Source organism: Calothrix sp. CBUCES-K 9914, from assembly GCF_059640475.1.
Window position 1 is genome coordinate 1 of the sequence record NZ_JBXXZH010000060.1, and the last position, 26,174, is coordinate 26,174.

Genomic DNA, 26,174 nt, shown 5'->3' on the forward strand with positions numbered 1-26,174 from the left:
GCAGGGGGTGTTGGGGATGTTGGGGGTGTTGGGGGTGTTGTGCAGTTGGGAATTTCACCTCGATGTTGAGTTAGCTCCGGCACTTGATTTAATTCTTTGGTTTGAGGCGCCTTTGGTGATGTTGAAGTAATTACAGCACTGTATGCAGGTTCGGAAGTTCCGTAGCGCTGGTCAGTTGCGATAGCACTAAGATAAGTTCCTGGTTGCAAGTTTTTTGATGTTGCTTCTAATGTTGTCTCAAAGTTTCCTTTACTATTCGTTTTAATGCTCGTTATGGCTTGACTTAAGGCGCCGTCTTCTCCAACGCGATAAATTTGAACTTCTGAACCTGGGTCCGCTGTTCCTGCGATACTAACTTTATTATTGATGAGCAAGAATTCTTTGGATATAAACTCAGGAGCGTTTATTGCAGCGTTTCCTGTATCTAAACGACGGTTGGAAGAAGTCCTAACTGGGTTTTTCCCATCTCCACGCTGAAAGTCTGAAACATCTGTATTAGCTCTGGTATTTAAATCAATGCTGAGTCCTTCCAAGTCAGCGAAGCGGTTATTTTGGATTACATTACGAACTGCGGCGCCGTTGAGGAATGAACCACCGTTCGGAAAAGCTGTAACAACAACACCTGGGCCAGCTTGGTTAGTAATTTCGTTATTGGTAACTTTATTGTCGCTTCCCATCAAGTAAACTGCCGCGCGTCGCAAACGGCGCCCATTATATTTGATTTTGTTGTTGGAAATTTGAACGCTTCCAGATGGTTTGAACAGAAAAGCACCACTACCATCGTTCGCGCATATCAAGTTTTCTGTAATTTTCGAGTCATCGATAGAACCTTCCAAGCGTATAGCATCGGGCATTCCCGCTAAACCGTTACCAACGATAATATTGGATTTTATCTGTGTAGCTTTTGCGGTCGCTCCGGTAATTATCGCGCTACCGTCATGATACGAAATTCGGTTACGCTGAATCGTGGCGCCGACTGCATTAAATACCGACACACCAAACGCGCTTGTCGTGGCAGGTATTTTTTCATTATTGTCTATGCCCAACCAGTTATTTTCAATGACAACATCTTTAGGCTTTATATTCCCACCTGGTATTTCAGAAATAAAAATATCTGCTGGAGGAATACTAGCAGTGCGTTGATGCTCACTCGTAAATCCGTATATACTCAAACCGCGTATTGTGATTCTATCTGCTGCCACCGTAAATCCACGTACAATATTACGTGTTGATTCTGATGTAATTGAAACAATAGGAACTGGTATATGAATTTCCGCAGTCGCCGACTTATTCGCGTTGTACCCTTGTTGAGTGGTGCCATCAATTATTAAACCTGGCGCCGTCAATGGTGGCAAAATATCTTGTAGAGCAATAGTCGTTTGTTGTGAAGGTAGATTGAAATCAATTCTGGGTGTATTACTTTGTGAAACTTGCGCTTTTTCGGTTGGAGATAGCTTTTCAATGGGTAAGGCGCCGTTGACAATTTGAATAGCTTCGCGTAGTGTCACCGTATCATCTGGTTGTACGGCGCCATCTTTATTACTGTTGACTACTACCCTTACTGATGTGGGTTTCTGTGCTGTCGCGACATTCCCCAAAGTAGAAAGCACCAAGCATGAACACAACGATACAGCACAATACTTGTTTTTACTTGGTTGCAGAAAAAAACGAAAAAGAATAACTTTAGGTATAATTAAATTCATGTTATTTTTGACACTTCTTTTTTATGTGTTCTTTTTTTTACTAATATTCTCCGGATAAATTTGTCAGTTACTATACCCGACAATTTTTGTCGGATATGTTTGACGGGTATTTTTACTCGTGATAACATCGAACAAAATCGATGCAAGAACAGGGAGAAGCTTTCATGACACAGGTATCAACAGCACAGGTAGCATCCACAGCTAAGGCGTTGAAGTGTAAAGAGTGTGGCGCCGAGTATGAGTTGAAAGCGCAACACGTATGCGAATTGTGCTTTGGACCTTTGGAAGTCAAGTACGACTTTAGTAATTTGCGCTTTACTGTAACTCGTGAAAGTATTCAAGCTGGTCCAAATTCGATTTGGCGTTATCGTCAGTTCTTACCCGTTGCGACAGATAACTATATAGATGTTGGTACAGGGATGACTCCGCTAGTTCGTTCACAACGTTTAGCGCGGCGCCTTGGTTTAAAGAAACTTTATATTAAAAATGACGCTGTAAATATGCCCACCCTCAGCTTCAAAGATAGGGTGGTATCGGTAGCACTGTCACGTGCGCGCGAATTAGGCTTTACAACGGTATCTTGTGCAAGCACTGGAAATTTGGCAAACTCTACAGCAGCAATAGCAGCACATGCAGGTTTAGATTGTTGTGTATTTATTCCTTCTGATTTGGAAGCAGGTAAAGTTCTGGGTAGCTTGATATATAGCCCAACTTTAATGGCTGTTCACGGTAACTACGACCAAGTTAACCGTTTGTGTTCGGAAGTGGCGAATACACATGGTTGGGGTTTTGTCAATATTAACTTGCGTCCTTATTATTCTGAAGGTTCAAAGACACTTGGCTATGAAGTCGCTGAACAATTAGGATGGGAATTACCTGACCATATTGTGGCGCCGCTTGCAAGTGGTTCGTTGTTTACAAAAATTTACAAAGGTTTCAAAGAGTTTGTAGAAGTCGGTTTGGTAGAAGATAAGAATGTAAGATTTAGTGGCGCCCAAGCAGAAGGATGTTCACCAATAGCAGAAGCATTCAGAGAAAAACGCGATTTTATTAAACCAGTCAAACCAAATACAATTGCAAAATCGCTTGCAATAGGCAACCCTGCGGATGGTGTATACGCCGTTGATATTGCGAACAAAACAAATGGTAATATTGAATCTGTCACCGACGCGGAAATCATCGAAGGTATCAAGTTATTAGCTGAAACCGAAGGTATATTTACCGAAACTGCTGGAGGTACAACCGTTGCAGTGCTGAAGAAATTAGTCGAAGCAGGTAAAATTGATCCAGAGGAAACAACAGTTGTTTACATTACTGGTAACGGTTTGAAGACCCAAGAAGCAGTTCAAGACTATATCGGCGAACCCTTCACAATCGAAGCGAAACTTGATAGCTTTGAACAAGCACTAGAACGCTCACGTACTTTAGACCGTCTCGAATGGCAACAAGTACTCGTCTAGTTAAAAGTAATGAGTGCTGAGTTCTGAGTAGTAATTTATTACTTAGCACTCAGCACTCAGCACTCAGCACTCCTTATTTTTTAGATTTTGATTTTTATGACAGTAAAAGTATTAGTTCCTACCCCACTTCAGAAATTTACCAATAACCAAGCTGTTCTGGAGTGTGGAGGTAACAGTGTTGGCGAACTTTTGGAATCACTCGAACAAGCTTGTCCTGGTATAAAAGAACGTTTATGTGATGAGAAAGGACAACCTCGTAGGTTCTTAAATTTCTACGTAAATAGTGAAGATATTCGCTTTTTAGATGGTGTTTCAACTCCACTAAAAGATGGCGATGAAGTTAGTATTGTGCCTGCGGTAGCTGGTGGTTGAACATCACAAAATAAAATTCATTGTTATTATTTTGTCTTGTGGGATGGGCATCCTTGCCCGTCCACTTCATCGACTTGTTAGCCTGCGTTGCCACCCACCGACAGCCCCCTACAACTCATCGATCGTCACTAACCCACCTTCCGTAAACTCTAAAATACAAGCGTGATGTCCTGCTATTACCTTAAACCTCGCAAAAGGTTCAAGGGGGAACTTGGTTAGATTACCGTTTGCGTCATCCAAGTCCAGAAGAAGTATTTTTACTAGTAGAAATATCACAATCGACTTTGGCAAAAGACTTAGAAACAAAAAAGCCTGTTTATGCAGCAGCAGGTATTCCTGAGTACTGGGTTTTAGATTTAGTCAACTCGCTGTTAATTATATTTCGCAATCCTCAAGCGTCGAACTATCTGTCGCAACAGGAACTTAATACTGGGGATATATCACCTTTAATGTTCCCAGATATCAAAATTTCTGTCACAGAACTTTTTCAAAAAATATCACTATAGCACTGTCAGCATTGTGATAAATTTTATAGCTGAGTTTTAAGATAATTCTTAAAATCTTCACCTGCTTCCTGAATTTCAGGGTCTGAGTGTTTTAATGCCTTTGCCACAAGTCTTTAGGTCAGTTGATGGTCAATAATAAAATAAAGCTCTAATAATCTTCTATATTCTTCATCTGTACCATCTTTTAATATAGGCTCTGCATAATTTTCAATATTATCTAAAAGCCATTGTTGTTCAAATGAAAGAATAGCAGAGCGCACTAATTCAATATCAGAATGACCAACACTTGCTAATTGGATTAATTCATCAAATAAGCTGTGCCTTTCTTTATTAGTTAAATACTCTAAAATTTTTAGCGCTGTAGCCCTTTCTAAGGGATTTTGCAAGGCTGTCCTAATTAAATCTACTCTATTATTACAGTTTAAGAAAGTTTTTCGAGTTTCTGTGTAAGCTTTCTCTTTATCAAGCAATGGATACCAAATTTCTGTATCTGGTTGGTAAGATTTTGTTTCAAGCATAGCTTTATTAGTTATCCTATTTCTTTTTTGCCTACGTAAATCCAGCCACAATCTAAAAATTTTTCTACAAATTCTGCAAATGTGGAAGCTCCCGTTGGAGGTTGAGTTGGTTTTACCAAATTATTATCTACAGCAATATCTATACCGGGTCGAGGTGAACGGGGAGATGTTCTGTTACCAAATGCATAGAGAGTTATGGGTAAAATGATTGGTTCTACTAGGTCAGACGAATTTACTATACTATGGTCTGAATTTTCCACACTTATAAGTCGGCTTAATTACGTACTATCTCAGCTTAGGAATTTTAACATTTATGAGCGCTATGTACACTCTTTCGCTTTTAAGCGGTGCCACTATGTACTTGGAGAGTCTAATTCCATCGATAGATTTAAATCAATCGGCTTGTTGATTGTAATCAATCGGTTTCGCTGTGCTATGTCAAAATATAAGGGATGATGACCAAACAGGTGAGCTAGCTCTTGTCTTCGTAAGAGAATCGCTCGAATCTTCTATATATAAGGATTAACTGCGAGCTATGGCAGAAGAAAATAACCAAAACCAAACAGAGGACAAGGTTCCCGGTACTGACTCACCCGAAACTACTAATATCCCTACAGCGAATGCTCCCGACCCTGAAGCTGTGAGTGGAGATAACCCAAACGCAGCAAAACCTCCTGCTGCTAAAAAAGCTGCTGCTGCGAAAACAGAAGATGGTGAAGCTCCAGCAGGTGAGAAAAAACCTGCTGCTAAAAAGGAAAAAGCTCCGGCAGTTGAAGATAAGCCATTTTTGGAATTTATGGAGCAACATTATGTTCCAGCATTACAGAAAGCTATTGCAACTGAGGGAGTACGTGATTTATCACTCAAGTTTGCCAAGCAACCAATTCCGCTCAAGGGTGTACAGTTAGGTGAGTGTTGGCAAGTTGCAGGTAGCTGGCAAAATGGTTACCGTCAGTTCAATTTATATTTCCCTGAAGAAAATATTCAAGGTAAGAAGGCTTTTTCTTGCAACGAAGGTAAGGCGCCGAGTACTCTTGAATCATTTTTAATCGATGAGCGCAAAGTCACCCTTGATATGTTGGTATCAAGATTGGTTTACCGCTTGAATGGACAAAAGTGGTTAGGTAGAAATTAAAAATGTAGAGACGCGACATGTCGCGTCTCTACATCTTTTTTTTAGGCGATTTCATGAAAATGGTAGGTAACGGCGCCTGTATGATCGTCGTTATCAACTCTGACATAACCAGATTTGAGCATTTCTTTTAACGCTGCTTCGATTTGTGCAAACCCTAGTCCAGTAGCTTTTACTGCTTGGGTGACGGTAAGTTTTCCTGCATTTTTCTCCGCTGCATCAACTAGTTTCATCATTAACTGTTCTTGTGGTGAACGGTAAACTTGGGATGCTACAACCGACTGATTCATCGGTACTCCATAAGGTGATAAACCAGCTTTCAGACGCATTTGCATTTCTCGCTCTTCTACCATATCTGGCATTAAGAACAAATCAACTACTTGTCCAACTCCAAATAGTCCTCCGGTAATTAACCACAAAACACCGCTACCTATTTTGCCGTTGTAGAGTCTGTGAAGTCCACCAAAACCTAGTAACATTCCCGCAGCAAAAACATAAGACATGAATAAACGGTCTTTCGATTTTTCCTGTAGATTTTCTGCGTTCATATTTTTTATCCTTCAATAAGTAATTCTGTTAGTTTTTGCTTATAATGCTACGATAACGGTTGTTAATTAGTTATAAAATATACCGAATATTCAGTACGATAGATGGCGCCTTTTGTCTAAATAATGGTTTCGATAAGTTTAGGATATGTAAGGACTGAAGTCCTTGGTACGAGTTAATGTGAGATACTCATATTATAACGATGCCCGCATTGCACTTGGTTTTACTTCACCCTAACGACTCACCCGGTCGGGTGATTTTTGGTGTTTGGTTTTTTGACCAGCAGTAAGTAACTACAAAGTTTTCGCGCACGATTCCTAATTAAAACAAAGTTTTGTTGCAACTCTTAATGTTTATCCCCTCCTAGTTTGCACCCAAGGCTTGGTAGACTAAGTTTTATACTTGTATATCATTACATAGAGCGTTTTTCGCACTGCTGGAAAGCACGACTCCCGTTTTCTGGTGCCTCAAAAATATAAAACTTTCATGCAGAGCAATTTTAAACATGGTAGATTCCCTCAAAAAACCAGGTATTGAAGAAATGCGTGCGGGGACTAAGGTTCCAGCGAAGGAGACCCTCCTGACTCCCCGATTTTACACCACCGACTTTGATGAAATGGCGCGAATGGATCTCTCGGTCAACGAAGATGAACTACGAGCCATTGTGGAAGAGTTTCGCGTTGACTACAACCGCCATCACTTTGTTCGGGATGCTCAATTTGAACAATCCTGGGACCACATTGATGGAGAAACTCGTAAGTTGTTCGTTGAATTTTTGGAGCGTTCTTGTACCGCTGAGTTCTCTGGCTTTTTACTGTACAAAGAACTTGGTCGTCGTTTAAAAGATAAGAGTCCTTTACTCGCTGAGGGCTTTAATTTAATGTCGCGCGATGAAGCACGTCACGCTGGCTTTTTGAATAAAGCGCTGTCTGACTTCAATTTGTCGCTCGATTTGGGTTTCTTGACAAAAAGCCGCAGTTATACATTCTTTAAACCCAAATTCATCTTCTACGCTACCTATTTATCAGAGAAGATAGGATACTGGCGTTACATCACAATTTACCGTAACCTCGAAAAGAATCCAAACCATCAGATTTATCCAATTTTCCGCTGGTTTGAAAATTGGTGCCAAGACGAAAACCGTCACGGTGACTTCTTTGATGCAGTAATGCGCGCGCAACCTCAAACGCTCAATGATTGGAAAGCGCGTTTATGGTGTCGCTTCTTCTTACTATCGGTATTTGCGACGATGTATCTTAATGATATTCAGCGCAGTGGATTTTACGAAGCACTTGGTTTAAACACTCGTGAGTTTGAATACGAAGTCATCGACAAAACCAACAAAACCGCAGGACGTGTATTCCCCGTCATGTTGAATACAGACCATCCTGACTTTTACAAACGCTTAGAAGTTTGTGTCAAAAACAACGAAAAACTCACAGAAATAGCCAACTCCAGCACACCCAAACCATTACAATTCTTGCAAAAATTGCCTTACTACGTTTCTAGTGGTTGGCAAATCTTGAAATTGTATCTAATTAAACCAATCGATGCAGCATCGAATCACGGTGTAGCCCGTTAAAAATCCTGAATTCGCTATAAATTAGAGTGGCGCCATTCTCCAGACGCGCCACTCTTTTAATGTATATAAATAAACAATGTTAAAAAAAATATTCGTATTAAAGATTGTATTAAGGACTTTAGTCCTTCTCCTTTCATGCATATGTATAACCCAAAAACCAACTCTAAGCCAAACCCCCTCAACAAAAGTCCAAGACCTAGACTTAAGTCCAGAAATTAACAGTCCAGTATTACAAAGGTGGCGCCGTAAAATACCCAACGTACTAGAAGAAATAAAAAACGACCCAAGTTTCAGTTCTCGACTACGTTTTGGCTACACACATCCCGAAGCACCAGGAATAAACATAGGCACCGAAGACATTTTCATCGGTAAAAGTAAATTTACACTTGGCGGCGAATATTACACGACATTCAATGGTAAACGCTCAGGGTATGGTGCTTGGGTAAATTATTATCTACGTCCTTTGGGTAGCTATATAAACGTGGCGCCCGTTTTCGGTTATCGTCACTTGGAAGGTGAAGGATATTCTACGGACGGAGTAAATATAGGCGCCAAATTATTACTAGTATTATCGCGCGGTGGTGGTGGAGATATTTCCTTAACTCAAAGTTGGGTGGCGCCAGCTTCAAACGAAGAAATTGGATTAACAAAATTATCTGTTGGCTATGCAGTCACACGCAAGCTGAGAATTTCGACAGACATTGAACAACAAAACGCGCGCTCCCGTAAAGATAGCCGCGTTGGTGTAATCTTAGAATATATGTTGGGACTTTAATTGTAAATTATTAGCTATTAACTGGGAATAATAAACTCGAATCGTAATAAATTCCTGGTATAATGAATTCCGTCCAGAAATTAAAATTAGTAAAGTGTATGGAGCATTACCACCGATTAAGTGTTTTTTAGGACAGTTGAATCAAGTATTCATGAATATTTTAGCAAATGCGATTGATGCGATTGACGAAGAATCACAGAAATACTCGTTTGATGAAAGTGTTGCTAAACCTAAACTAATTACAATTAAAACAGAACGACAAGAGAAAAATATTACTGTGATTATCAAAGATAATGCTTTAGGAATGTCCACAGAAGTACAATCTAAGATTTTTGGCCACTCTTTTACAACAAAAGCTGTTGGTAAGGGTACAGGGTTAGGTTTAGCTATCGCGCGTCAAATTGTTGAGGAAACTCATGGTGGTAAATTGAGTTGTAATTCGACATTGGGGAAAGAAACCGAATTTATAATTGAGTTACCCCTTGCGGATTGCTAAATAATTAGTGATTTTAAAAATCTCTAAACCATAGTGATACTTTTTGACTTTGAAAACTCCGTTTCGCAAGACTCGGTAAAAATCATAGTTATCACTCAATAGCTCAAAGAAGTCAAGCATAAATATTCTAGTAGACAAACATGTTTGACCAAATTCAAATTGTATGCATTTTATACCATTGTTCGCTAACATTCTCTCGCTACCTTGAAGCACATCAATTTCGTGTCCTTCAACGTCGATTTTCAAAAAATCTATGACTGAAATACCTTTTTCAGCGCAGAATGAATCTAGGGTTTTAATTGCAATTTCATTTTGGTATACGTTTCCTGCATTTTGAATCAGAATATTTGGTGTCAAAGATGCAATTGCCTCACCTTCACTAGAAAAATAAATATTACCATTTTTATTTTCTTTGCCTAAAGCAAAGCCTAAAATCATAACATTGTTTTGATGCAAAAATTTATTTATTAAAGCATCATAACATTTTTTTTGTGGTTCAAAGCAAAATATCTCAGCTTTAGTACCCAATAATGCAATAGCATTGTTTGTAAACTCACCTTTACTGGCGCCAACGTCAAATAAGCAATAATTATCTTGAATATTGTTTTGAAGATGAAATTTTGTAAAATACCATTTAAGAGCCTGCTGTTCGCCACTATCTTTGATATCATAACCACCATCAACGTTCATGCCAGCGTGACAAAGCTTTAACGTTTTTTCCCAAAAAGGTTGTAGCCAAGGTCTTGATATCAGCCATCTTAAAGTTTGTTCCATATTTACACCTATTGAAATATGAGACTATTCCAACATCGCGAATAAATTGCTACATTAAATATCTAGGGCTATGCTAACCGCAACCGCCCAAACTAGCAACATCTACCACTTTTGGTTAATAGCGTAACGTCGTAATGAATGGACTTTTCACAAAACTACGTACAGCGTTTGTCAAAGATAAGCATAGTGCTATTACGGTTGACTCAAAGCCGAAAGATTTAGCAGTGCAAAGCAACCCTAAAAGTAAGTTACCTGTGGTAGTAGCTGCAAGTTTGGGAGTGACTGCTTTACTTGTAGGCGCCCGTCATGTACAGTGGTTGCAACCGTTGGAGTTAGCAGCATACGACCAAATGCTCCGCTCACGTCCAGTAAAACCGATTGATGACCGCTTGCTAATAGTGAAGGTGACGGAAGAAGATATACCAAGCAATGATGAACGGCTACCAGCAACAACATTAAATCAACTGCTGACAAAGTTAGAGTCTTATCAACCGCGCGTTATTAGTCTAAACCTTTATCGTCCTTCGGAGGAAGTAGGCGCCTCAGTTGTGGATAAAAAAAAGCTAATAGGCGCCTGTAAGTTCAGCAGCTATAAAGTCTCTGAAATTCCACCATCGTTAGGGCTTTTGCCAGATAATATCGGTTTTAATGACCTGATACCTGATTTGAGTGACCGTACAGTACGCCGTGCGTTGCTATTCGGTGACTCACATGATCACAAGTGCAGTACAAAATATTCATTTGCGGCGTTAGCTTCATTAACTTATTTAAACGAACAAGGCATTAAGTTTACTTTTGACAAAAATGGTAATTGGATTTTAGGTAATAAAGTTATACCTCGCATACATTCCAACCCAGGTAGCTATGAAAAAGTGGATACAAACGGGTATCAAATTTTGCTTAACTACCGTCACCCTGATTATCTCGCGCGGCAAGTTAAACTAACATCCGTTCTTAATAATCAAGTCAATCCCGACTGGATAAAAGACAAGTTAGTTATTATTGGCAATACAGGTGTGACTCTTGATAGAGGACTTTCAACACCTTATAGTGCTTTGCCCAATCAAACACCAGGCACACCAGGAGTGTTGATTCAAGCACAAGTAATAAGTAATATTCTCAGTACAGTATTAGATAATAAGCCCTTAATTTGGTATTGGTCAGATTATGCTGAAATTGCATGGGTGTGGCTTTGGGCACTAGTAGGTGGAATAGTTGGTTGGCGTTTTCGTAACCCACTGATGTTTTTAGTTGCAGGTGGAACAAGTTTAGGCGCCTTGTCATTAATATGTTATGTATTATTTTTGCAGGCAGGATGGATACCAATAGTACCACCCGCAATTGGATTAATAATAACTGGTTTCGGTATGATGGCATATTCAGCTTATCGTACCGAAATAGAAACAAGAATCATTATTGTTCAAGTCGAAAAACAACAGGAAGCAATAGCTCAACTAAGTGCGCTGCTCAAAGAACCAACTCGTATTTCAAACACCCAGTTAAATGCTGATGTTGTAGCTGATGTTCCACCTCAACGTAATGCCGGTGATTTTCTTTTGAGTGGACGATATCAAATTACGCGCGTCCTAGGGTCTGGTGGTTTTGGGTCTACATATGTCGCCAAAGATACTCAGCGTCCAGGGAATCCAAGTTGTGTAGTCAAACAATTAATGCCCGCGCGTCGGGATACTCGTTTTATGGAAGTCGCGCGTAGGTTATTTGATGCAGAAGCTGAGATTTTACAAATATTAGGCAAACATATACAAATTCCTGATTTACTCGCATATTTTGAAGAGAATAACGAATTTTACTTGGTTGAGGAGTATGTTAAAGGGCAAACGCTTGGTAAAGAATTATCAACGCGCGCTATTCCTGATGAAGAATATGTAATTTCTATGCTCAAAAGCGTCTTACAAGTTCTCAAATTTGTTCACGAACACCGCGTTATTCACCGTGATATTAAACCCGACAACATTATTCGTAACTCTCAAGATGGTAATTTAGTATTAATAGACTTTGGCGCCGTCAAGAAAATGCAGCCACCTAGTAATGAAACGGAACTAGCTACTGTAGCAATTGGCACACGTGGATATGCGGCGCCGGAACAGTTAGCAGGACACCCCCGCTTGGGCAGTGATATTTACGCTTTGGGAATGATTGGTATTCAAGCTTTAACTGGTATACCACCGCAAGCTTTGGATATTAACCCCGATACCGGAAATGTTGAGTGGCGCCATTTAGTCACAGTCAGCGATAAGTTAGGGGATATATTAGATAAAATGGTTTGCTATCACTTCAATGAACGATACCAAACTGCATCCGAAGTATTAGACAATTTAACGTAGGTTGGTGTACGCTCCGCGAACCCAACATCAATAAATTTTATACATCATTACGATTACTTGTAGCATAGGCGTCCTCGTCTGTGCAGTAATGATGTAGTCTTATTTACCACAGAGACACAGAGTACACAGAGATGCATAAAGATGCATAGTAATTTTATCAATGATGCGCGGAATGTTATATATCATCTTCATCAATCAAGAGTAGCGTCATTAAATCGGCTTCAACAAGACCTGTTAATTCAAAGTCAGACATAGTTTTAATTTTTTCAATAGACACTTTTTCATAATAGTATTTAAATATAGTTTGAATTGCTTTATTTTTATTTATGCAATTATATCTAATATCTTTTTGAATCAGATGCTCTATTATATCCAATATACGGTCTAAAAGTACATATGCTTCGTCACAAAGATCAGTCATAAGACAAGTGTACGTAGGTTTCGCGTAAAAGTAGGTGCCGCTTAGTAAAAAATCTTAGAATATATTATGTATTAAATTAACTTTTATCACTAAGGGCGTATTGATATATTGAGATATTATCACGATTGGAGCCGGTGCGTGACGCTACAATTGTTATTATTACGCTCTCAATTTTTGGTAGCGTCACGCACCCTACGTTTTGTTTGTGCCATTTACGTAAGTCGTTATATTTTGTAAATAAACACATTACCAGTAAAGTTATGCCAACTAATATAATTCTTTTAATCGCTGCCTTAATTGTTGCACTTATTGTCTTTAGAGCTTTACTTAATGTTACAAAAACATTCATCAGTACAGCTATAACTGTTTTTGTCCTTATAGTCATATTATCAGTTTTTGGTTTTACTCCCCAAGACTTAATGCAAGAGGTTAAGAACTTACCTCAAATTATTGAGCGTTCAATAACAGAGCTAAGAAAGCTGTTTGGGTTTTAACAAAACGCCTTTTTTATCAACTGTAGGCGCCTTTTGGCAAAAATCCTAGGAGTCGTTTTAATCTGTCCGAAGCTTGTTCATAGCAATGACTAGGCATTTGATAATTCATGCATGATTCATATTTGTGTCCGACTAATCGTTTTGCATATGTAACCTGTGTGATGTAGCGGGAAATGTTGGAGGAATTTCTAGAACCGCGATGCCATAACTGATTATTAAAACAAACTGCTGTACCCATTGCTCCTAAACAGCTATGAATTTTATCTTCGTACTGTGAAATATCACCATCACAGAATTTACCAAATAAATGTGAACCTGGAATTACTTGTGTTGGTCCATTTTCTACTGAGAGTACGTCAGTTAAGTAATAATTGACTGTAAATGCGAGAACATTGAGGCGAATATTTGTTAAAGGTTTGCCGTCAAGGGATAAGACGTGGGGTGTATCGTCTTGGTGCCATGTATTTTTACTTAACCCGTCTGTGTTTTTTGGGACTATAAATGAGTTATTATGGATAACGTGAACAGCATTGGCGTTCGGAAGTCCATCATGTATAGAGTAACCTGCTCCATTGGCGCCACCTATTAAATGCTCTGCAAAGGTAACAATTGGTTCGAGTGCAAACAGATTTAAATTGTGTTGCGAATGCTCAAACATCCGCTTTTTCATGATTCCTCTTGATGGGTTATACTTTTCTCCTTCAGTAATTTTAATAATTTCATCTAAGTCGTTTTTTAGATGTTGACATAGTTCAGGCGCCAACACATTATGAATAACTAAAAATCCATTCGCGTGAAAAGACTCTATCCATTGATTTAATTGTTCTGTGGTTGGTTCTTTGCCAGCTAAGTATTCAGGCATACTACTTTATTACAAACTTTTAACTATTAATCTTACTATTATTGCCATTTGCTTAAATTGCCTATCCTATGTTTTTATAAATTAAACAAACTGTGAAAGCCATTCCTGCATCTCACGAGGTTGTTGCCAATTAAACATTCCTGCTATAAAATCATCCAGTTGCTGCTTGTTTAGCTTGGACAATTGACTAGCTATCTGTGGCATCAGAACAGATGCTCCAAACTTAACTCTAATCATAGTAATTGCTGATTCAACATTGCCTTCTAGCTTGCCTTCTAGCTTGCCTTCTAGCTTGCCTTCTAGCTTGCCTTCTAACCTAGCCTTGTTCATTTGCTCTTCATACCAAACATCAATTTGTTCCATTGTTTTCATAAAATCTTGATCCTCTGGAGTTAAGCTATCAGTAGGTATGTCTCGTAAGTAAATACAATATTTTATACATGCACTTATTATATCATTTTTCTCTCTGCGAGTCGGCGATAGCTGCTTGATTGATTCAAAAGCACTAGTAGCAGAATCTTTGTCTCCCAACATTTTCAACCACATCGTTTCTGAGCTATCACCCAATTGCTTGATAACCACAATTCCCATCCGAAAAATTGGAGCGATTCGATATACACCTACACCGAATTCAGTCGCAGGTTGGGCGCCACATAAATTCAATAGTTTTTCACTACAATTAACCGTGAGAATCCACGTAAATGGATTTTGATTGTTAATTTGTTGTTTTACTTCTTTCTTACTTTGTTGAGAACTTGTTACTTCCGGTTTGGTTTTGGCGTTCTCTAGCAGTTCTTTCTGCTTGCTATCCCAATACAGATTTTTGCGAGTAATCGATTTATTAATGTCCGTCTCTTCCAAATACGAACTGTAGTGTTCGACAATCACAGTTGGATGTTCTTGCATTAACTGGTCAAATAAACCTAAATTCTCAGAAAGCCACTCCGCGTTTTGTAGCTCTCCTATAAACATCAAATCTATTTCGAGGTCTTCATCATTGCGGACTTGGATATTTTGCAGAGTATCCCCTTTGGTTTTATATAATGATTGGATATAAAACTTGAAGAAGCGGTCGTGTTTGTACTGAGCCATTTAAATTTATTTAGCCCTTAACGTAGCTCTTATATCGTAACACAAATTTTTACTTTCCATGAGCTTAGTTCATTTTTAGAGATAGTATTATAACCACAATTAAACTTTCCTCACATCAGTAATCAATGTAATTTTGAGTTTCGTTATTGATTAGTCAATACTTTTTGCCAAAGAACTGCTGTTCGCGTTAGTGTACTCCCGCTCAGGCGCCCAACACCGTCCTCATACAGCTTGATGGAGTGAAGTGTCAACTGCTTTGATTCAAATCGTAACGATAAAAAACATTGTGTTGGTCCAAAATAAAGTTGTTTGTCTTTTAATGAATCTGCAAAGACTGTTGCAACTAAAATAGGAAGAAATTCTTCAATAATTGAGTTATCTAGCTTTAACTGGCCTTTCTGACGATATAGAAAATCGTCTTTACTATCAAAAATTAGCTCAACATCAATATACCGTTTATAAGATGTTAAACAATATGTCATGTCTGGTACAACTTCCAGACCTCCGTTAATATTTGTAAGCGTTCCTATCCAGTTTTTATAACGTTCAATAGCTTCTAACACGCATCGCTTATCTGTATCAGGTAGTTTCTGATTATCGAGCAGTGCAACTAGTTTATCCCCATGTGGTGTAGGCAAATCAAAGATATTTTTTTTTGCTCATACAAATTATCTAACAGCTACGTGATTTTTCAGCATTATAGTAAGGTGATGGCTCTACTTTTTCGGCTTTTACAATAGCATCTCGAATATCAGTTTTTACATCATCATCCGCTAGTGTATAGGCAGCTTCTAATGATTTAAGCGCAACTATTCTTGCTATTTCTAAATTTTGATTACAATATTTTTCTTGATGCTTTTTAAAATGTAAAATATCTTCTTTTATTATTTGCCTATAACGATTTAAAAATTTTCTTTCTTGACGTATATATAAATCAAGCCCAAATGCATGATGAGCTATTTCTGTAAGTATTTCACCATTGTAAAAAGATGTTCCTCTAACATTAGATTCTCTACCAACAATATATATTATCCTGCTATCATCACTACATATACGCAAAATTTCTTGTAAATTAGCAGCCATATCTAAGCAGTATTGAATAACTGTTAAAAATCTATTGTTTCTATGCTTACGGTTGGCGCCAAACTCCGATTTAGCAATCTCCAAAAGGTTCCAACCTAGTGCTTCCATAGATGCTCGATATTGTTGATGATAGTTAAATACATTAATGTAAGGAGGGGATGTAATAACAAGATTTACTTTAGCTTTTGTTAACGGAGCGCTTCTGGAATCAGCATTATAAACACTTATTCTTTTCTCTGTATAAGGTAAATTGTTAACAAAAGCGTTGATTGTATTAGCAACGGTAAAAACTTTAAAGCTTGTTAATTCTGTGTTACTAAAGTCTAATAATATAATCAAAATTTCATGTAAAAGCTTAGTCAAATCTTCCTTGCTATTGACTGCGAGTTTCACTAGTTTTTCTTTAATATCGTTCGGCGCCAAATCCTTCTGTACATTTATATTATAAAACAACGGCATTGTGTCGTCAGGAATTTTACTTCTTAGTTGTTCAAGAAAATTATTAGTATAAATATCACGCTCTCTTTGAGACATGTTGGTAAATGTGTAAATACTAGCAAGCCTTAAAGCTGCTGGATTAATTTCTGTTCCATGAGCTTCTATACCAAATCTTGCCGCTTCATACAAAACAGTTCCACTACCGAGAAATGGGTCAAAAATAATACTGTTATTGTCAGCATATTTCTTGATAAGCGTCTCAATGAATTGTGGGGAAAATTGCCCTTTCCAGGGTAGAGGATTGCTACGCTGTTTGTCTTGAATGTCAAGAAGCTTCTGAGGAATTTCTTGTGTGTTGATGGGGGTGTCACTAAAAATTTTAGATGATAATACCATATAATTAAAGTAATAAATTGCTTCTGACAGTTATTTTAAGAATATACTTTATTAAATTATGAAAGAAATTGATATCAGCGAAATTGAAAGATTACTGGTAAACTACGATAAAACAGAGCAACCAGTAATTATAATTCGTAACGGTCAGCCTGTAGCAGCTTTGTTTACAGTTGAAGATGTTGATATTGAAAGCTTTAACTTAACCACAAATCCAATGTTTAAAAATATTATTAATAAACCTCAAAAAAATCAAAAGTAAGAAGGTCGAATTTTCCTAGAGGATATTTAGATTAGTTATAGGCGCCTCTAGGTAAAAAATCCATAAATAATTTTTCTAATTAGCTTTCGCTTAACCCTAATCTACGGCGCATCTCTGTACTAGAAATAGTACCCTCTGTACGACGCGCTCTTGAACGCTCAATCATCTCAATAAACTTTGGGTTGGTGCTAAGTGAAATAGTTTCCAAATCAACATTCTCTAAGTTAACTAATGCCGCAATTGGTTCGCCATTGTTGGTAATAATGAGAGGCTCCCCTGAAAGACCCTCAGTGTAGTCAGCCAAAGAAGCGTTTGCCTCTGTAATGTCAACAATCTTCATAAATCGTAAATCTCTCCTGCAATGCGAACTTGATTACGTTCCTTGACCCCAACCGCGTTGATATATACAACTAGTTGAGGCTCCTCTTCTACATCATAATAGACACGCAAGTTATCAATACGGGAGTGAGCAAGGAGCAAGAGAGTTAGGACGCATCGGCTTTCGATTCTTCGTTTCAACTGTAGGCTGATACGCAAGTTGCTGCTCAACAGTATCCAATACAATTGCTTGTTGTCGAGCAGTTAAATACAGCAAGTGGGTTTCTGATTCAGGTGAATACTCTATGCGGTAAGCCACTTTGGAGTGCGGAACGTTAAATAACAACTTAATAAGTTTACCCTGTACGCAAGTGTAGGATTTACATAGGCTGCCAAGTTTTACAGAATGTGAGCGAGCAGAGCTTTCTTATAAAAAACAGTATCTAGTAAGTGATAAAGACTATGTTGCCATTGGGTACGTTAATAATATCCTTTATAAAAATATATTAAATGTCTCAATTCAACTTAGAGGGCAACAAACCACAAGCATGGTTACTTTGTGACTTTGGAGAACAGCGGAATTATGCAGGTAACACAGGCTACAATGACGAAACTTCAAAACTATATCAGTACAATAACGATGTACCAAATTCTTGTCAAATCGCTAAAGGCGACCTGGTTTTACTACGCAACAAAACCCAACTTTTAGGTATTGCAAGAATTGAGATAATTCAAGATAGTGAAGGGAAAAAAGAACTATTGTATTGTCCGAAATGTCGTAAAACAAAGCTTTATATAAGAAAAACAAAAAAGTTTAAGTTTCGTTGCTATAGTTGTAAGCATGAGTTTAACACACCTCTGAAAAAAACTGTACCGTGTAAAATATTTACAGCAAATTTTGGTAATAGCTTTGTGCCAGCAGAAGGAGCAGTTGGTGTTAAGGCACTACAAAAAGCTTGCTTAAATTTTACCAAGCAGCTATCAATCCAATTAATTGACTTGGAACAAATTGAAACAACTTTACTCAAAAATGCACCTGCCGTCTTAAAGCTTCTTAATCAAAATAGTCACCTTGAATATCTTCAAAGAGATGATGCTGATAAAAATAAAAATGATGATAATTCAAATACTATTGTTTATTGCCCAACAGAAAGTGATCGTCGCCAACTGATAATGCAGCAAATTAGAGAACGTCGTGGACAATCTGAATTTAGGCAAGCATTACGTTCACGCTATGGCGACAGATGTATGATTACTGGTTGTGAAATAATTGACATTTTGGAAGCCGCTCACATTTCACCATATCGCGGAGAGGAAGATAATCATCCAGAAAACGGTTTGCTTCTGCGTGCTGATTTACATACTTTGTTTGATCTTGATCTTCTGGGTATTTGTCCAAAAGACTTAAAGTTGTTCTTCCATCCTAAAGTTAAGATTGCTGGTTATAAAGAATGGCATTGTAAAAAACTTCTATGTTCTACCAGCTTAAAGCCAAGTAAGTTAGCACTGCAAAAAAGATGGGTTAAGTTTTATAAACGGTACCATTCTGAGTTATAAATGCGTAATTTTATTTGGCTTGAAAAAAAGGGCAGGCAAGATGCCTACCCTACGGAATACGAATGTTGGAAAATTAGCCTAGTACTTTTTTAGCTGTTGCGAGTACGTTGTCAACGGTGAAACCGAATTTTTCCATACAAACAGGACCAGGCGCCGATGCACCGAATGTGTCGATGCTAACGGTGGCGCCTTCTGTACCGATGTATTTGTGCCAACCGAAGCTAACACCAGCTTCTACGGATACACGCTTTGTAACAGCTTTGGGAAAAACGGATTCTTTATAAGCTTCGTCTTGAGTTTCAAATAATTCCCAAGAAGGGAAGGAAACTACACGAACTTTCTTGTCTTCAGCAGTAAGTTTTTCTGCTGCACTAACACAAAGGCTTACTTCGGAACCTGTACCAATTAAAATAATATCGGGTGTTCCTTCGCTGTCTACAATCGTGTAGGCGCCTTTTGTTACTCCTTCAATCGATGTACCAGCTAAGTTGGGTACGTTTTGACGAGTGAAAGCTAATAATGTAGGTTCGTTAGCTTTTGATTTTTCAATTGCTACTTTATAGGCGCCAGAGGTTTCGTTACCGTCAGCAGGACGAATTACTGTGAGTTTAGGAATTGCGCGTAATGAAGCAATTGTTTCAACTGGTTGGTGTGTTGGTCCGTCTTCACCTTGTCCTATTGAGTCGTGTGTCATTACCCATAAAGACCCAGCTTCGGATAAAGCAGATAAACGGATAGCCGCGCGCATGTAGTCGGTGAAAATTAAGAAGGTCGCACCGTAAGGTATTAAGCCTGAACCATGTAGTGCTATACCATTTACAATGGCGCCCATACCATGTTCACGTACACCATAGTGAATGTTTGGGTTTTCGTAATGTCCCTTCTGGAAGTCGCCTTTACCCTTAATTTCCGTTAAGTTGGAGTGGGTTAAGTCAGCCGAACCACCAATTAACTCAGGTAGTACTGTTGCTAGTTTGTTAAGACAAGTTTCGGAATGTTTACGAGTTGCAACACCTTTATCTTCGGGAGTGTAAGTAGGTAATACTTTTTCCCAACCATCAGGAAGTTTGCCGCTAATATAACGTTCAAATTCAGTAGCTTCAGAAGCGTACTTAGCTTTATAGTCACTTAAAGCTTTGTTCCATTCGCTTTCGGCTTTGGCGCCACGCTCAATAGCTTTTTGCATATGGTCGAGAGCATCTTGAGGGATCACAAAAGGCTCGTGTTCCCATCCCAAGTTTTGACGGGTAAGTGCTACTTCATCACCACCTAATGCGGCGCCGTGAACACCAGCAGTGTTTTGCTTGTTGGGTGAACCATAACCAATGGTGGTTGTCACCTTAATCATCGAAGGCTTATCGGTGACAGATTTTGCTTCTTCAATTGCGCGAGCAATTGCTTCTAAATCTGTATTACCATTTTCGACATGTAGTACATGCCAACCGTATGCTTCAAAACGCTTAGAAACGTCTTCAGTGAATGCTACATCTGTAGAACCATCAATAGAGATGTGGTTGTCGTCGTACAGAGCTATCAGTTTGCCTAATCCCAAGTGTCCTGCAAAAGAACACGCTTCACCAGAAACCCCTTCCATGTTGCAACCATCACCTAGTATTACGTAGGTATAGTGGTCAACAATTTTGGCATCAGGTTTGTTGAACTTCGCTGCTAGGTGAGCTTCTGCTATTGCTAAACCAACCGCGTTAGCAATACCTTGTCCTAATGGCCCGGTAGTAACTTCTACACCGGCTGTTTCAAAGTTTTCTGGGTGTCCAGGGGTGCGTGACCCCCATTGACGAAACTGCTTGATATCTTCTATCGTCACGCTATCAAAACCACTTAGGTATAGCAGTGCGTACTGCAACATACACCCGTGACCTGCTGACAATACGAAACGGTCGCGGTTAAACCACTTAGGATTTTTGGGATTAACCCGCAAGAATTTATCCCAGAGTACAAATGCCATTGGAGCGGCGCCCATTGGCAGTCCTGGGTGTCCAGACTTTGCTTTTTCTACGGCATCTACTGCCAAAAAGCGAATCGAGTTAATACAAATTTCTTCGAGGGTCTTGGTGGGGGTTTGGGTTGCAACAGCCATAATACGATTGTTCTTAACGACGGGTTAGCACTCTCTGAGTTCACATTGCCTAAAGAAATTTTAAATTTTTTTAAGCAATTTATTTCATCATCCCGGAAGCGAATTATTAGGGGATGTACTTCTTAAAGACTAGCGCGACATTGTGACCACCGAAGCCGAATGAGTTGGATAATGCTACGTCAACTTTGAGTTTTCGGCTTACGTTTGGTACGTAATCTAAGTCACATGCGGGGTCTGGGGTTTTATGGTTTATTGTGGGTGGAACCTGGTCGTTGGCTATAGAGAGTACAGTTGCTACTGCTTCGATACCACCGGAGGCGCCTAAAAGGTGTCCGGTCATCGATTTTGTGGAACTAACTGCGATTTTTGAAGTATGTTCTCCAAATACAGTTTTAATGGCAGTGCTTTCTGCTGAATCATTTGCTGGGGTACTTGTACCGTGAGCGTTGATGTAACTAACTAAGCTCTGGTCTGTTCCTGCGTCCTTAAGAGCCAGTCGCATTGCTCGAGCGGCGCCTTCATGACCGGGTGGTGGGGATGTATAGTGGAATGCATCGCAAGTCATGCCATAACCCACAATTTCCGCATAAATACGGGCACCTCGGCTTAAAGCGTGTTGCAATTCTTCCAATACTAAAATGCCCGAACCTTCGCCCATTACAAATCCATCACGACCCAAATCAAAAGGACGTGAAGCTGTTTGGGGGTCATCATTACGAAGCGAAAGCGCCTTGCAAGCAGCAAAACCCGCTATCGATAAAGGGGTAATCGCAGCTTCCGCACCACCGCAAATCATCGCTTGGGCATATCCATTTTGCACCAACCTAAACGCATCACCAATGGCGTTTGAGCCTGCTGCACAAGCTGTTACCGGACAGGAATTCGGACCTTTGGCGCCTATTTGAATCGCGGTTAAACCCGATGCCATATTGGCAATCATCATTGGCACCATGAAAGGACTACAGCGGTCTGGACCTCGGTTGAGGTAAATAGTTTGCTGTTCTTCCATGACTTTCAAGCCACCAATACCCGAACCAATCATGACACCGATTTGTTCAGCGTTCAGGTCATTGATAACTAATTGCGCGTCTAGAAGTGCTTGTTTTGCTGCCGAAACTCCGAATTGGGAAAATCTATCCATCCGCTTGGCTTCTTTGCGATCCATGAAGTTTTGTGGATCAAAGTCTTTGACTTCGCCAGCTATACGGCAATCATGGCGAGTGGCGTCAAATAGGGTAATATTACCAATACCATTACGTCCACTTATCAGTCCAGACCAGTATTCGGATGGATTATTACCAATTGGTGTAATTGCGCCAACACCAGTTACAACAACACGTTTACGTTTAAAATCTTCTGTCATGACAATAGTTCAGGTAGCTCTAATTAAGTGCTGAGTGCTAAGTGAGTCGTGCTGAGTGTTAAGTGAGTCGTGCTAAGTGAGTCGTGCTGAGTGGGATATTAAATCTAATAACTCCTAACTCCTAACTCCTAACTCCCAACTCCTAACTTTCCACTCAGCACTCAGCACTTTTCACTGTATTTACGCAGATGCGGCAACTTTGTTATTGATGTAGTCCACTGCTTCTTGAACGGTGGTAATCTTTTCGGCGGCTTCGTCGGGAATTTCAATATCAAACTCTTCTTCCAAAGCCATTACTAGTTCAACAGTATCGAGGGAATCTGCACCTAGGTCGTTGGCAAAATTGGATTGGGGGTTAATTGTGTTGGCTTCTACACTCAGTTGGTCAGCTACAATTTTCTTGACCTTTTCAAAAGTTTCCGTTTGGCTCATCGTTAAATTCCTCAACCAGTTGCTATAATCCGCTAGTCGTAAACAATTGCTTTGAAAGCATATTACATCTTATCGGAAAGCGCGAGCGCGCGCACATGCGTTTCCTCGGCGTTCCGTTGTTTATTTTATATCTCTATCTTTTCACTCACGGAATAAAAGATTAGATACACAAATCCCAGCATATAACATCCGATGTGCCGTTTGTGATGACTACCGGAGTTTTAGGCTCAACAGTAATGTTACAATACGGTGCCCAAATCGATATACTCGTGGGAGTGATAAAACAGTATTAATCAAGGCTTTGGAATTTACGCGAGTTAACTACTATGGTATCTCAAAGATTAAAGTACGCTTATTATCCGGGTTGTGTCGCTCAGGGTGCTTGTGGTGAACTCCATCTATCTACTACTGCTCTTGCGCGCGCGCTTGACATCGAGCTAGTGGAACTTAAAAAAGCTTCATGTTGTGGTTCTGGCACTTTCAAAGAAGACTCGCAATTACTCGAAGATACTGTGAACGCGCGCAATATAACTCTCGCCGAAGAATTAAATTTGCCCTTACTAACCCATTGCAGTACATGCCAAGGTGTGATAGGGCATGTTGATCAACGTTTAAAAGAATGTCAGCAAAGCAATCCAAACTATATTGATAAAGTTAATGGCTTATTGCAAAAAGAAGGCTGTTTGCCATATCGCGGTAGCACCGAAGTCAAACATCTTCTATATGCTTTGGTTGCTGACTACGGTTTGGAAGAAATTCAAAACCGTGTGACTCGTAAATTAAGCGGGTTAAAGTGCGCTGCATTTTACGGTTGTTACTTGCTGCGCGCTCAAAAAAACAGTTACGATAACCCCTTCCGACCCGAAGCGATGGAAAATGTGTTTCGAGCAGTTGGGGCAACACCAATATATTATCGAGGTCGTACACAATGTTGTGGTTGGCCGCTTTCTAGTTACGCCACCACTGAATCATTTAAAATGGCAGGTACTCATATTCAAGATGCCATAGAATCAGGCGCCGACTGTATAGTCACACCCTGCCCTTTGTGTCACCTCAACCTAGACTCACGTCAACCTGAAGTCGAAAAAGTTATCGGTCAAAAACTAGGTTTACCAATATTACACTTACCCCAATTAATAGCTTTAGCACTAGATATTAGTCCAAAAGAACTAGGTCTAGAACGACACATCGTATCAACAAAACCTGTACTAGAGAAATTGGGCACCTTAGTAGCATAAATTTTGATCCCCCCTGCCTCTCTTAATAAGGGGGGTTGAATCATTTAATGATTAAAATAAAGTCATTCTATTATCAAAATCAATTCAAATATTTTCCCCCTTATCAAGGGGGGGATTAAAATTGAGCGCTTTTAACTTTCTTGTCGTCGGTCTTCTAAGGGTGGATGCCAACCACCTTTTATCCAAAGACGACAGACTGTGAATCTCTATATTTTGTCTTCGACAACAGACAGCAATACTTTGTGTACAAGCGTAAGCAAGTAATATTATGGATAGCTGCTTGGTTAACTCTGCCGTAAGCAGGCTTTGACATTAGAGATGATTCGAGGTTTACATAATCAATTGGGTATTCATGCTGAGGTTTTAATTTAGCCTTATAATGTAGCAAACGTATAGTGCTTCTCCTGTTAACAATCAAACTACTGCCCAAAGTTGAAAATTATGTCAGATGATTTTTCTGAACATGACAACCCTGATATTAACCCAGAAGATGGATACCCAATAAGCAGAGAATTATTCGATGATTTCTGTGACTTTGGCGCCGAAGGTAAGTTGGAATTAATTGACAATAAGTTAATAGTTGGTAATAGTATAGTTGGAAGTCGGTTGTTATTACGGCAGATTCTTCAAGGTTGGGGTGCAGGTGCTGCTGTTGCGTTGGCACCGTTAGAAAAGTGGGTTGAAGCGCTTGCTGCTGCTTATGGTTTAGGAAATTATCAACCGACAAGCAATATTATTGAAAGTGTAGATTATTTAGAATCGGTAATGCAACGTGAATCATACGAACCTGAAAATTTAATTGCAGGGTATAGAGGTGACGACGAAAACAGGCATAATGGTGTCCGTACTGAACTTTCAACTGCGTTGTGGCGAGTAGCTGAACTTGTTGATGGTAATAGCTTTAGTAGAGATTTTGTAATGCGTTTGGGTAATAATGGATTTACGCCAGATGTGATGTTTTTTACTAATAAGAGTAATCGTAATCAACTATACTCGTGGTATTTATCAGGGGCAGCAGAACTGGTTATAGAAATTGTGCGTCCTGGTCACGAATATGCTGACCGTGTTATCAAGCGTGATTTTTATGCTGCTGCGGGTGTGTTGGAATATTGGATACTTGATGCAAAAACACAACAAACAGAATTTTTCAATTTGAATGACGGTGTTTACCAAGCGCGCGGAGTTGATGCCGATAATTGCTATCATCCAAGCTGTATTCGCGGTTTGGTTTTCCATCCCGAACAACTTTGGTGCGAAGATAATTGGTATGGTAGTAGTTTAGACCAAAAGTTATTTACTTTGGAAGTTCCCGAACAACCTTATCAAAGAATTCCAGGTATCAAAGATGTTTTAGGTTGGGGTCGTTTGGCGTTTGCCCCAGATTTACAGCTTACACCAACACTAATTAGTTTTGAGGAGTATATTTGTTGGGCGCCACCAGCAAAGTTTGAATTTTGGGATGGTAGACCTCAAATTGGTGGGGAAATTGGTATTCGCAATATAATTGGAATGCTGTTAATGACGTTTGGTTTAACTAGCAGTATAAGAGTATTATCGCCAAAAGCTTGGATAAGTGCAATTAAACAGCGTTATTTGCTTGAGCAACAGGACTCAGAGCGTAAAGCGCAGTGGTGGGAACTAGCACATCAAGCTGCAAAGTTATTACGTAGTGACTTTAATATAGAACGAATCGCGGTAATTGGTGATTTGACTAGTTCAAAACCTTTAAATTATTGGTCGAATATAATCTTGTTTGTTTGGGATATACCAAAAGGTCAAGATTATAAAATTTACGAAGCACTGTCTAATTTGAGCAAACAACCAGAAATTAGGGTTATGGACGAAGGTGAGTATCTAACAGTCGATGATGAAAACGCTATTACGCGCGGATTTGTGGATATATAATAAAATGAG

Annotated in this window: 28 protein-coding genes; 13 read left to right on the forward strand and 15 right to left on the reverse strand. The window is 39.3% G+C overall.

From position 1 onward, the window contains the following. A partial coding sequence (locus AC2JBO_RS15835) for a right-handed parallel beta-helix repeat-containing protein (RefSeq protein ID WP_496954609.1) occupies nt 1–1,703 on the reverse strand: 1,703 nt, incomplete at its 3' end. A gap of 164 nt (nt 1,704–1,867) precedes the next feature. Here AC2JBO_RS15835 and thrC point away from each other — a divergent pair. The 3 genes from thrC to AC2JBO_RS15850 all read left to right on the forward strand — a co-directional run bounded on the left by thrC (nt 1,868) and on the right by AC2JBO_RS15850 (nt 4,041). Beyond that, on the forward strand, nt 1,868–3,163 hold the full coding sequence (thrC, locus tag AC2JBO_RS15840; protein ID WP_496954610.1) for a threonine synthase: 1,296 nt from the start codon (nt 1,868–1,870) through the stop codon (nt 3,161–3,163). Between the two features lie 96 nt (nt 3,164–3,259). After that, on the forward strand, nt 3,260–3,535 hold the full coding sequence (locus tag AC2JBO_RS15845) for a MoaD/ThiS family protein (protein WP_019494432.1): 276 nt from the start codon (nt 3,260–3,262) through the stop codon (nt 3,533–3,535). A gap of 227 nt (nt 3,536–3,762) precedes the next feature. Continuing rightward, a complete protein-coding gene (locus tag AC2JBO_RS15850; RefSeq protein ID WP_496954611.1) occupies nt 3,763–4,041 on the forward strand; it encodes a Uma2 family endonuclease in 279 nt (92 codons plus the stop codon). Between the two features lie 113 nt (nt 4,042–4,154). On the opposite strand, the gene AC2JBO_RS15855 is transcribed toward AC2JBO_RS15850, so the two are convergent. Together AC2JBO_RS15855 and AC2JBO_RS15860 are read right to left on the reverse strand one after the other, a co-directional pair. Next, nucleotides 4,155–4,559 carry a hypothetical protein gene (locus AC2JBO_RS15855; RefSeq protein WP_496954612.1) on the reverse strand — a complete coding sequence of 135 codons (405 nt, stop codon included), beginning with the start codon at nt 4,557–4,559 and terminating at the stop codon, nt 4,155–4,157. 11 nt (nt 4,560–4,570) lie between these two features. Continuing rightward, the gene (locus tag AC2JBO_RS15860) at nt 4,571–4,819 is read right to left on the reverse strand and encodes a hypothetical protein (RefSeq protein WP_496954613.1); all 249 of its coding nucleotides are present in this window, start codon (nt 4,817–4,819) and stop codon (nt 4,571–4,573) included. A 275-nt stretch (nt 4,820–5,094) separates the two neighbouring features. Here AC2JBO_RS15860 and AC2JBO_RS15865 point away from each other — a divergent pair, with 275 nt between their 5' ends. Beyond that, nucleotides 5,095–5,694 carry a DUF2996 domain-containing protein gene (locus tag AC2JBO_RS15865; protein ID WP_496954614.1) on the forward strand — a complete coding sequence of 200 codons (600 nt, stop codon included), beginning with the start codon at nt 5,095–5,097 and terminating at the stop codon, nt 5,692–5,694. A 41-nt stretch (nt 5,695–5,735) separates the two neighbouring features. Here the strand turns inward: AC2JBO_RS15865 and AC2JBO_RS15870 are convergent, their stop codons facing one another. Beyond that, nucleotides 5,736–6,239, reverse strand: coding sequence for a TM2 domain-containing protein (locus AC2JBO_RS15870; RefSeq protein ID WP_496954615.1), 504 nt, complete (start codon nt 6,237–6,239; stop codon nt 5,736–5,738). 503 nt (nt 6,240–6,742) lie between these two features. Between AC2JBO_RS15870 and acsF the strand changes: the two genes are divergently transcribed. The 3 genes from acsF to AC2JBO_RS15885 all read left to right on the forward strand — a co-directional run bounded on the left by acsF (nt 6,743) and on the right by AC2JBO_RS15885 (nt 9,090). Next, nucleotides 6,743–7,819 (forward strand): magnesium-protoporphyrin IX monomethyl ester (oxidative) cyclase, encoded by a 1,077-nt coding sequence (gene acsF, locus AC2JBO_RS15875; RefSeq protein WP_496954616.1) that lies wholly within the window; start codon nt 6,743–6,745, stop codon nt 7,817–7,819. 76 nt (nt 7,820–7,895) lie between these two features. Further along, nucleotides 7,896–8,594, forward strand: coding sequence for a hypothetical protein (locus AC2JBO_RS15880; protein ID WP_496954617.1), 699 nt, complete (start codon nt 7,896–7,898; stop codon nt 8,592–8,594). Nucleotides 8,595–8,688: 94 nt separating this feature from the next. Further along, nucleotides 8,689–9,090, forward strand: a complete 402-nt coding sequence (locus AC2JBO_RS15885; protein WP_496954618.1) for a sensor histidine kinase — start codon at nt 8,689–8,691, stop codon at nt 9,088–9,090. On the opposite strand, the gene AC2JBO_RS15890 is transcribed toward AC2JBO_RS15885, so the two are convergent. Beyond that, nucleotides 9,070–9,864 (reverse strand): FkbM family methyltransferase, encoded by a 795-nt coding sequence (locus tag AC2JBO_RS15890; RefSeq protein ID WP_496954619.1) that lies wholly within the window; start codon nt 9,862–9,864, stop codon nt 9,070–9,072. The genes AC2JBO_RS15885 and AC2JBO_RS15890 overlap by 21 nt on opposite strands. A gap of 134 nt (nt 9,865–9,998) precedes the next feature. Here AC2JBO_RS15890 and AC2JBO_RS15895 point away from each other — a divergent pair, with 134 nt between their 5' ends. Then, a complete protein-coding gene (locus tag AC2JBO_RS15895; RefSeq protein ID WP_496954620.1) occupies nt 9,999–12,209 on the forward strand; it encodes a CHASE2 domain-containing protein in 2,211 nt (736 codons plus the stop codon). A 175-nt stretch (nt 12,210–12,384) separates the two neighbouring features. On the opposite strand, the gene AC2JBO_RS15900 is transcribed toward AC2JBO_RS15895, so the two are convergent. Continuing rightward, nucleotides 12,385–12,630: a hypothetical protein gene (locus AC2JBO_RS15900; protein ID WP_496954621.1), complete on the reverse strand. Its 246-nt coding sequence runs from the start codon at nt 12,628–12,630 to the stop codon at nt 12,385–12,387. A 260-nt stretch (nt 12,631–12,890) separates the two neighbouring features. Here AC2JBO_RS15900 and AC2JBO_RS15905 point away from each other — a divergent pair, with 260 nt between their 5' ends. Next, nucleotides 12,891–13,124 carry a hypothetical protein gene (locus tag AC2JBO_RS15905; RefSeq protein WP_496954622.1) on the forward strand — a complete coding sequence of 78 codons (234 nt, stop codon included), beginning with the start codon at nt 12,891–12,893 and terminating at the stop codon, nt 13,122–13,124. Between the two features lie 16 nt (nt 13,125–13,140). Here the strand turns inward: AC2JBO_RS15905 and AC2JBO_RS15910 are convergent, their stop codons facing one another. The 4 genes from AC2JBO_RS15910 to AC2JBO_RS15925 all read right to left on the reverse strand — a co-directional run bounded on the left by AC2JBO_RS15910 (nt 13,141) and on the right by AC2JBO_RS15925 (nt 16,995). Continuing rightward, nucleotides 13,141–13,986, reverse strand: coding sequence for a phytanoyl-CoA dioxygenase family protein (locus tag AC2JBO_RS15910; protein ID WP_496954623.1), 846 nt, complete (start codon nt 13,984–13,986; stop codon nt 13,141–13,143). 81 nt (nt 13,987–14,067) lie between these two features. Next, nucleotides 14,068–15,078 carry a hypothetical protein gene (locus AC2JBO_RS15915; protein WP_496954624.1) on the reverse strand — a complete coding sequence of 337 codons (1,011 nt, stop codon included), beginning with the start codon at nt 15,076–15,078 and terminating at the stop codon, nt 14,068–14,070. 143 nt (nt 15,079–15,221) lie between these two features. After that, nucleotides 15,222–15,716, reverse strand: a complete 495-nt coding sequence (locus tag AC2JBO_RS15920; RefSeq protein WP_496954625.1) for a Bpu10I family restriction endonuclease — start codon at nt 15,714–15,716, stop codon at nt 15,222–15,224. 34 nt (nt 15,717–15,750) lie between these two features. Next, on the reverse strand, nt 15,751–16,995 hold the full coding sequence (locus tag AC2JBO_RS15925) for a DNA methyltransferase (RefSeq protein ID WP_496954626.1): 1,245 nt from the start codon (nt 16,993–16,995) through the stop codon (nt 15,751–15,753). A gap of 58 nt (nt 16,996–17,053) precedes the next feature. Between AC2JBO_RS15925 and AC2JBO_RS15930 the strand changes: the two genes are divergently transcribed. Further along, entirely contained in the window at nt 17,054–17,254 is a 201-nt protein-coding gene (locus AC2JBO_RS15930; protein ID WP_496954627.1) for a hypothetical protein, read from the forward strand. 79 nt (nt 17,255–17,333) lie between these two features. Here the strand turns inward: AC2JBO_RS15930 and AC2JBO_RS15935 are convergent, their stop codons facing one another. Together AC2JBO_RS15935 and AC2JBO_RS15940 are read right to left on the reverse strand one after the other, a co-directional pair. Next, on the reverse strand, nt 17,334–17,594 hold the full coding sequence (locus AC2JBO_RS15935; protein ID WP_496954628.1) for a type II toxin-antitoxin system Phd/YefM family antitoxin: 261 nt from the start codon (nt 17,592–17,594) through the stop codon (nt 17,334–17,336). Nucleotides 17,595–17,708: 114 nt separating this feature from the next. Then, nucleotides 17,709–17,891 carry a hypothetical protein gene (locus tag AC2JBO_RS15940; RefSeq protein ID WP_496954629.1) on the reverse strand — a complete coding sequence of 61 codons (183 nt, stop codon included), beginning with the start codon at nt 17,889–17,891 and terminating at the stop codon, nt 17,709–17,711. Between the two features lie 191 nt (nt 17,892–18,082). Here AC2JBO_RS15940 and AC2JBO_RS15945 point away from each other — a divergent pair, with 191 nt between their 5' ends. Next, complete coding sequence (locus AC2JBO_RS15945; RefSeq protein WP_496954630.1) at nt 18,083–19,129, forward strand: HNH endonuclease; 1,047 nt, start codon at nt 18,083–18,085, stop codon at nt 19,127–19,129. Between the two features lie 73 nt (nt 19,130–19,202). Here AC2JBO_RS15945 and tkt read toward each other — a convergent pair whose 3' ends face one another. The 3 genes from tkt to acpP form a co-directional block, all read right to left on the reverse strand. Continuing rightward, a complete protein-coding gene (gene tkt / locus AC2JBO_RS15950) occupies nt 19,203–21,227 on the reverse strand; it encodes a transketolase (RefSeq protein ID WP_496954631.1) in 2,025 nt (674 codons plus the stop codon). A 106-nt stretch (nt 21,228–21,333) separates the two neighbouring features. Beyond that, nucleotides 21,334–22,590, reverse strand: a complete 1,257-nt coding sequence (fabF, locus tag AC2JBO_RS15955; RefSeq protein WP_496954632.1) for a beta-ketoacyl-ACP synthase II — start codon at nt 22,588–22,590, stop codon at nt 21,334–21,336. Between the two features lie 180 nt (nt 22,591–22,770). Then, nucleotides 22,771–23,022 carry an acyl carrier protein gene (gene acpP / locus AC2JBO_RS15960; RefSeq protein ID WP_496954633.1) on the reverse strand — a complete coding sequence of 84 codons (252 nt, stop codon included), beginning with the start codon at nt 23,020–23,022 and terminating at the stop codon, nt 22,771–22,773. 326 nt (nt 23,023–23,348) lie between these two features. Between acpP and AC2JBO_RS15965 the strand changes: the two genes are divergently transcribed. Together AC2JBO_RS15965 and AC2JBO_RS15970 are read left to right on the forward strand one after the other, a co-directional pair. Beyond that, entirely contained in the window at nt 23,349–24,260 is a 912-nt protein-coding gene (locus AC2JBO_RS15965; protein WP_496954634.1) for a CoB--CoM heterodisulfide reductase iron-sulfur subunit B family protein, read from the forward strand. 441 nt (nt 24,261–24,701) lie between these two features. Then, on the forward strand, nt 24,702–26,165 hold the full coding sequence (locus AC2JBO_RS15970) for a Uma2 family endonuclease (RefSeq protein ID WP_496954635.1): 1,464 nt from the start codon (nt 24,702–24,704) through the stop codon (nt 26,163–26,165). Nucleotides 26,166–26,174 lie beyond the last annotated feature (9 nt).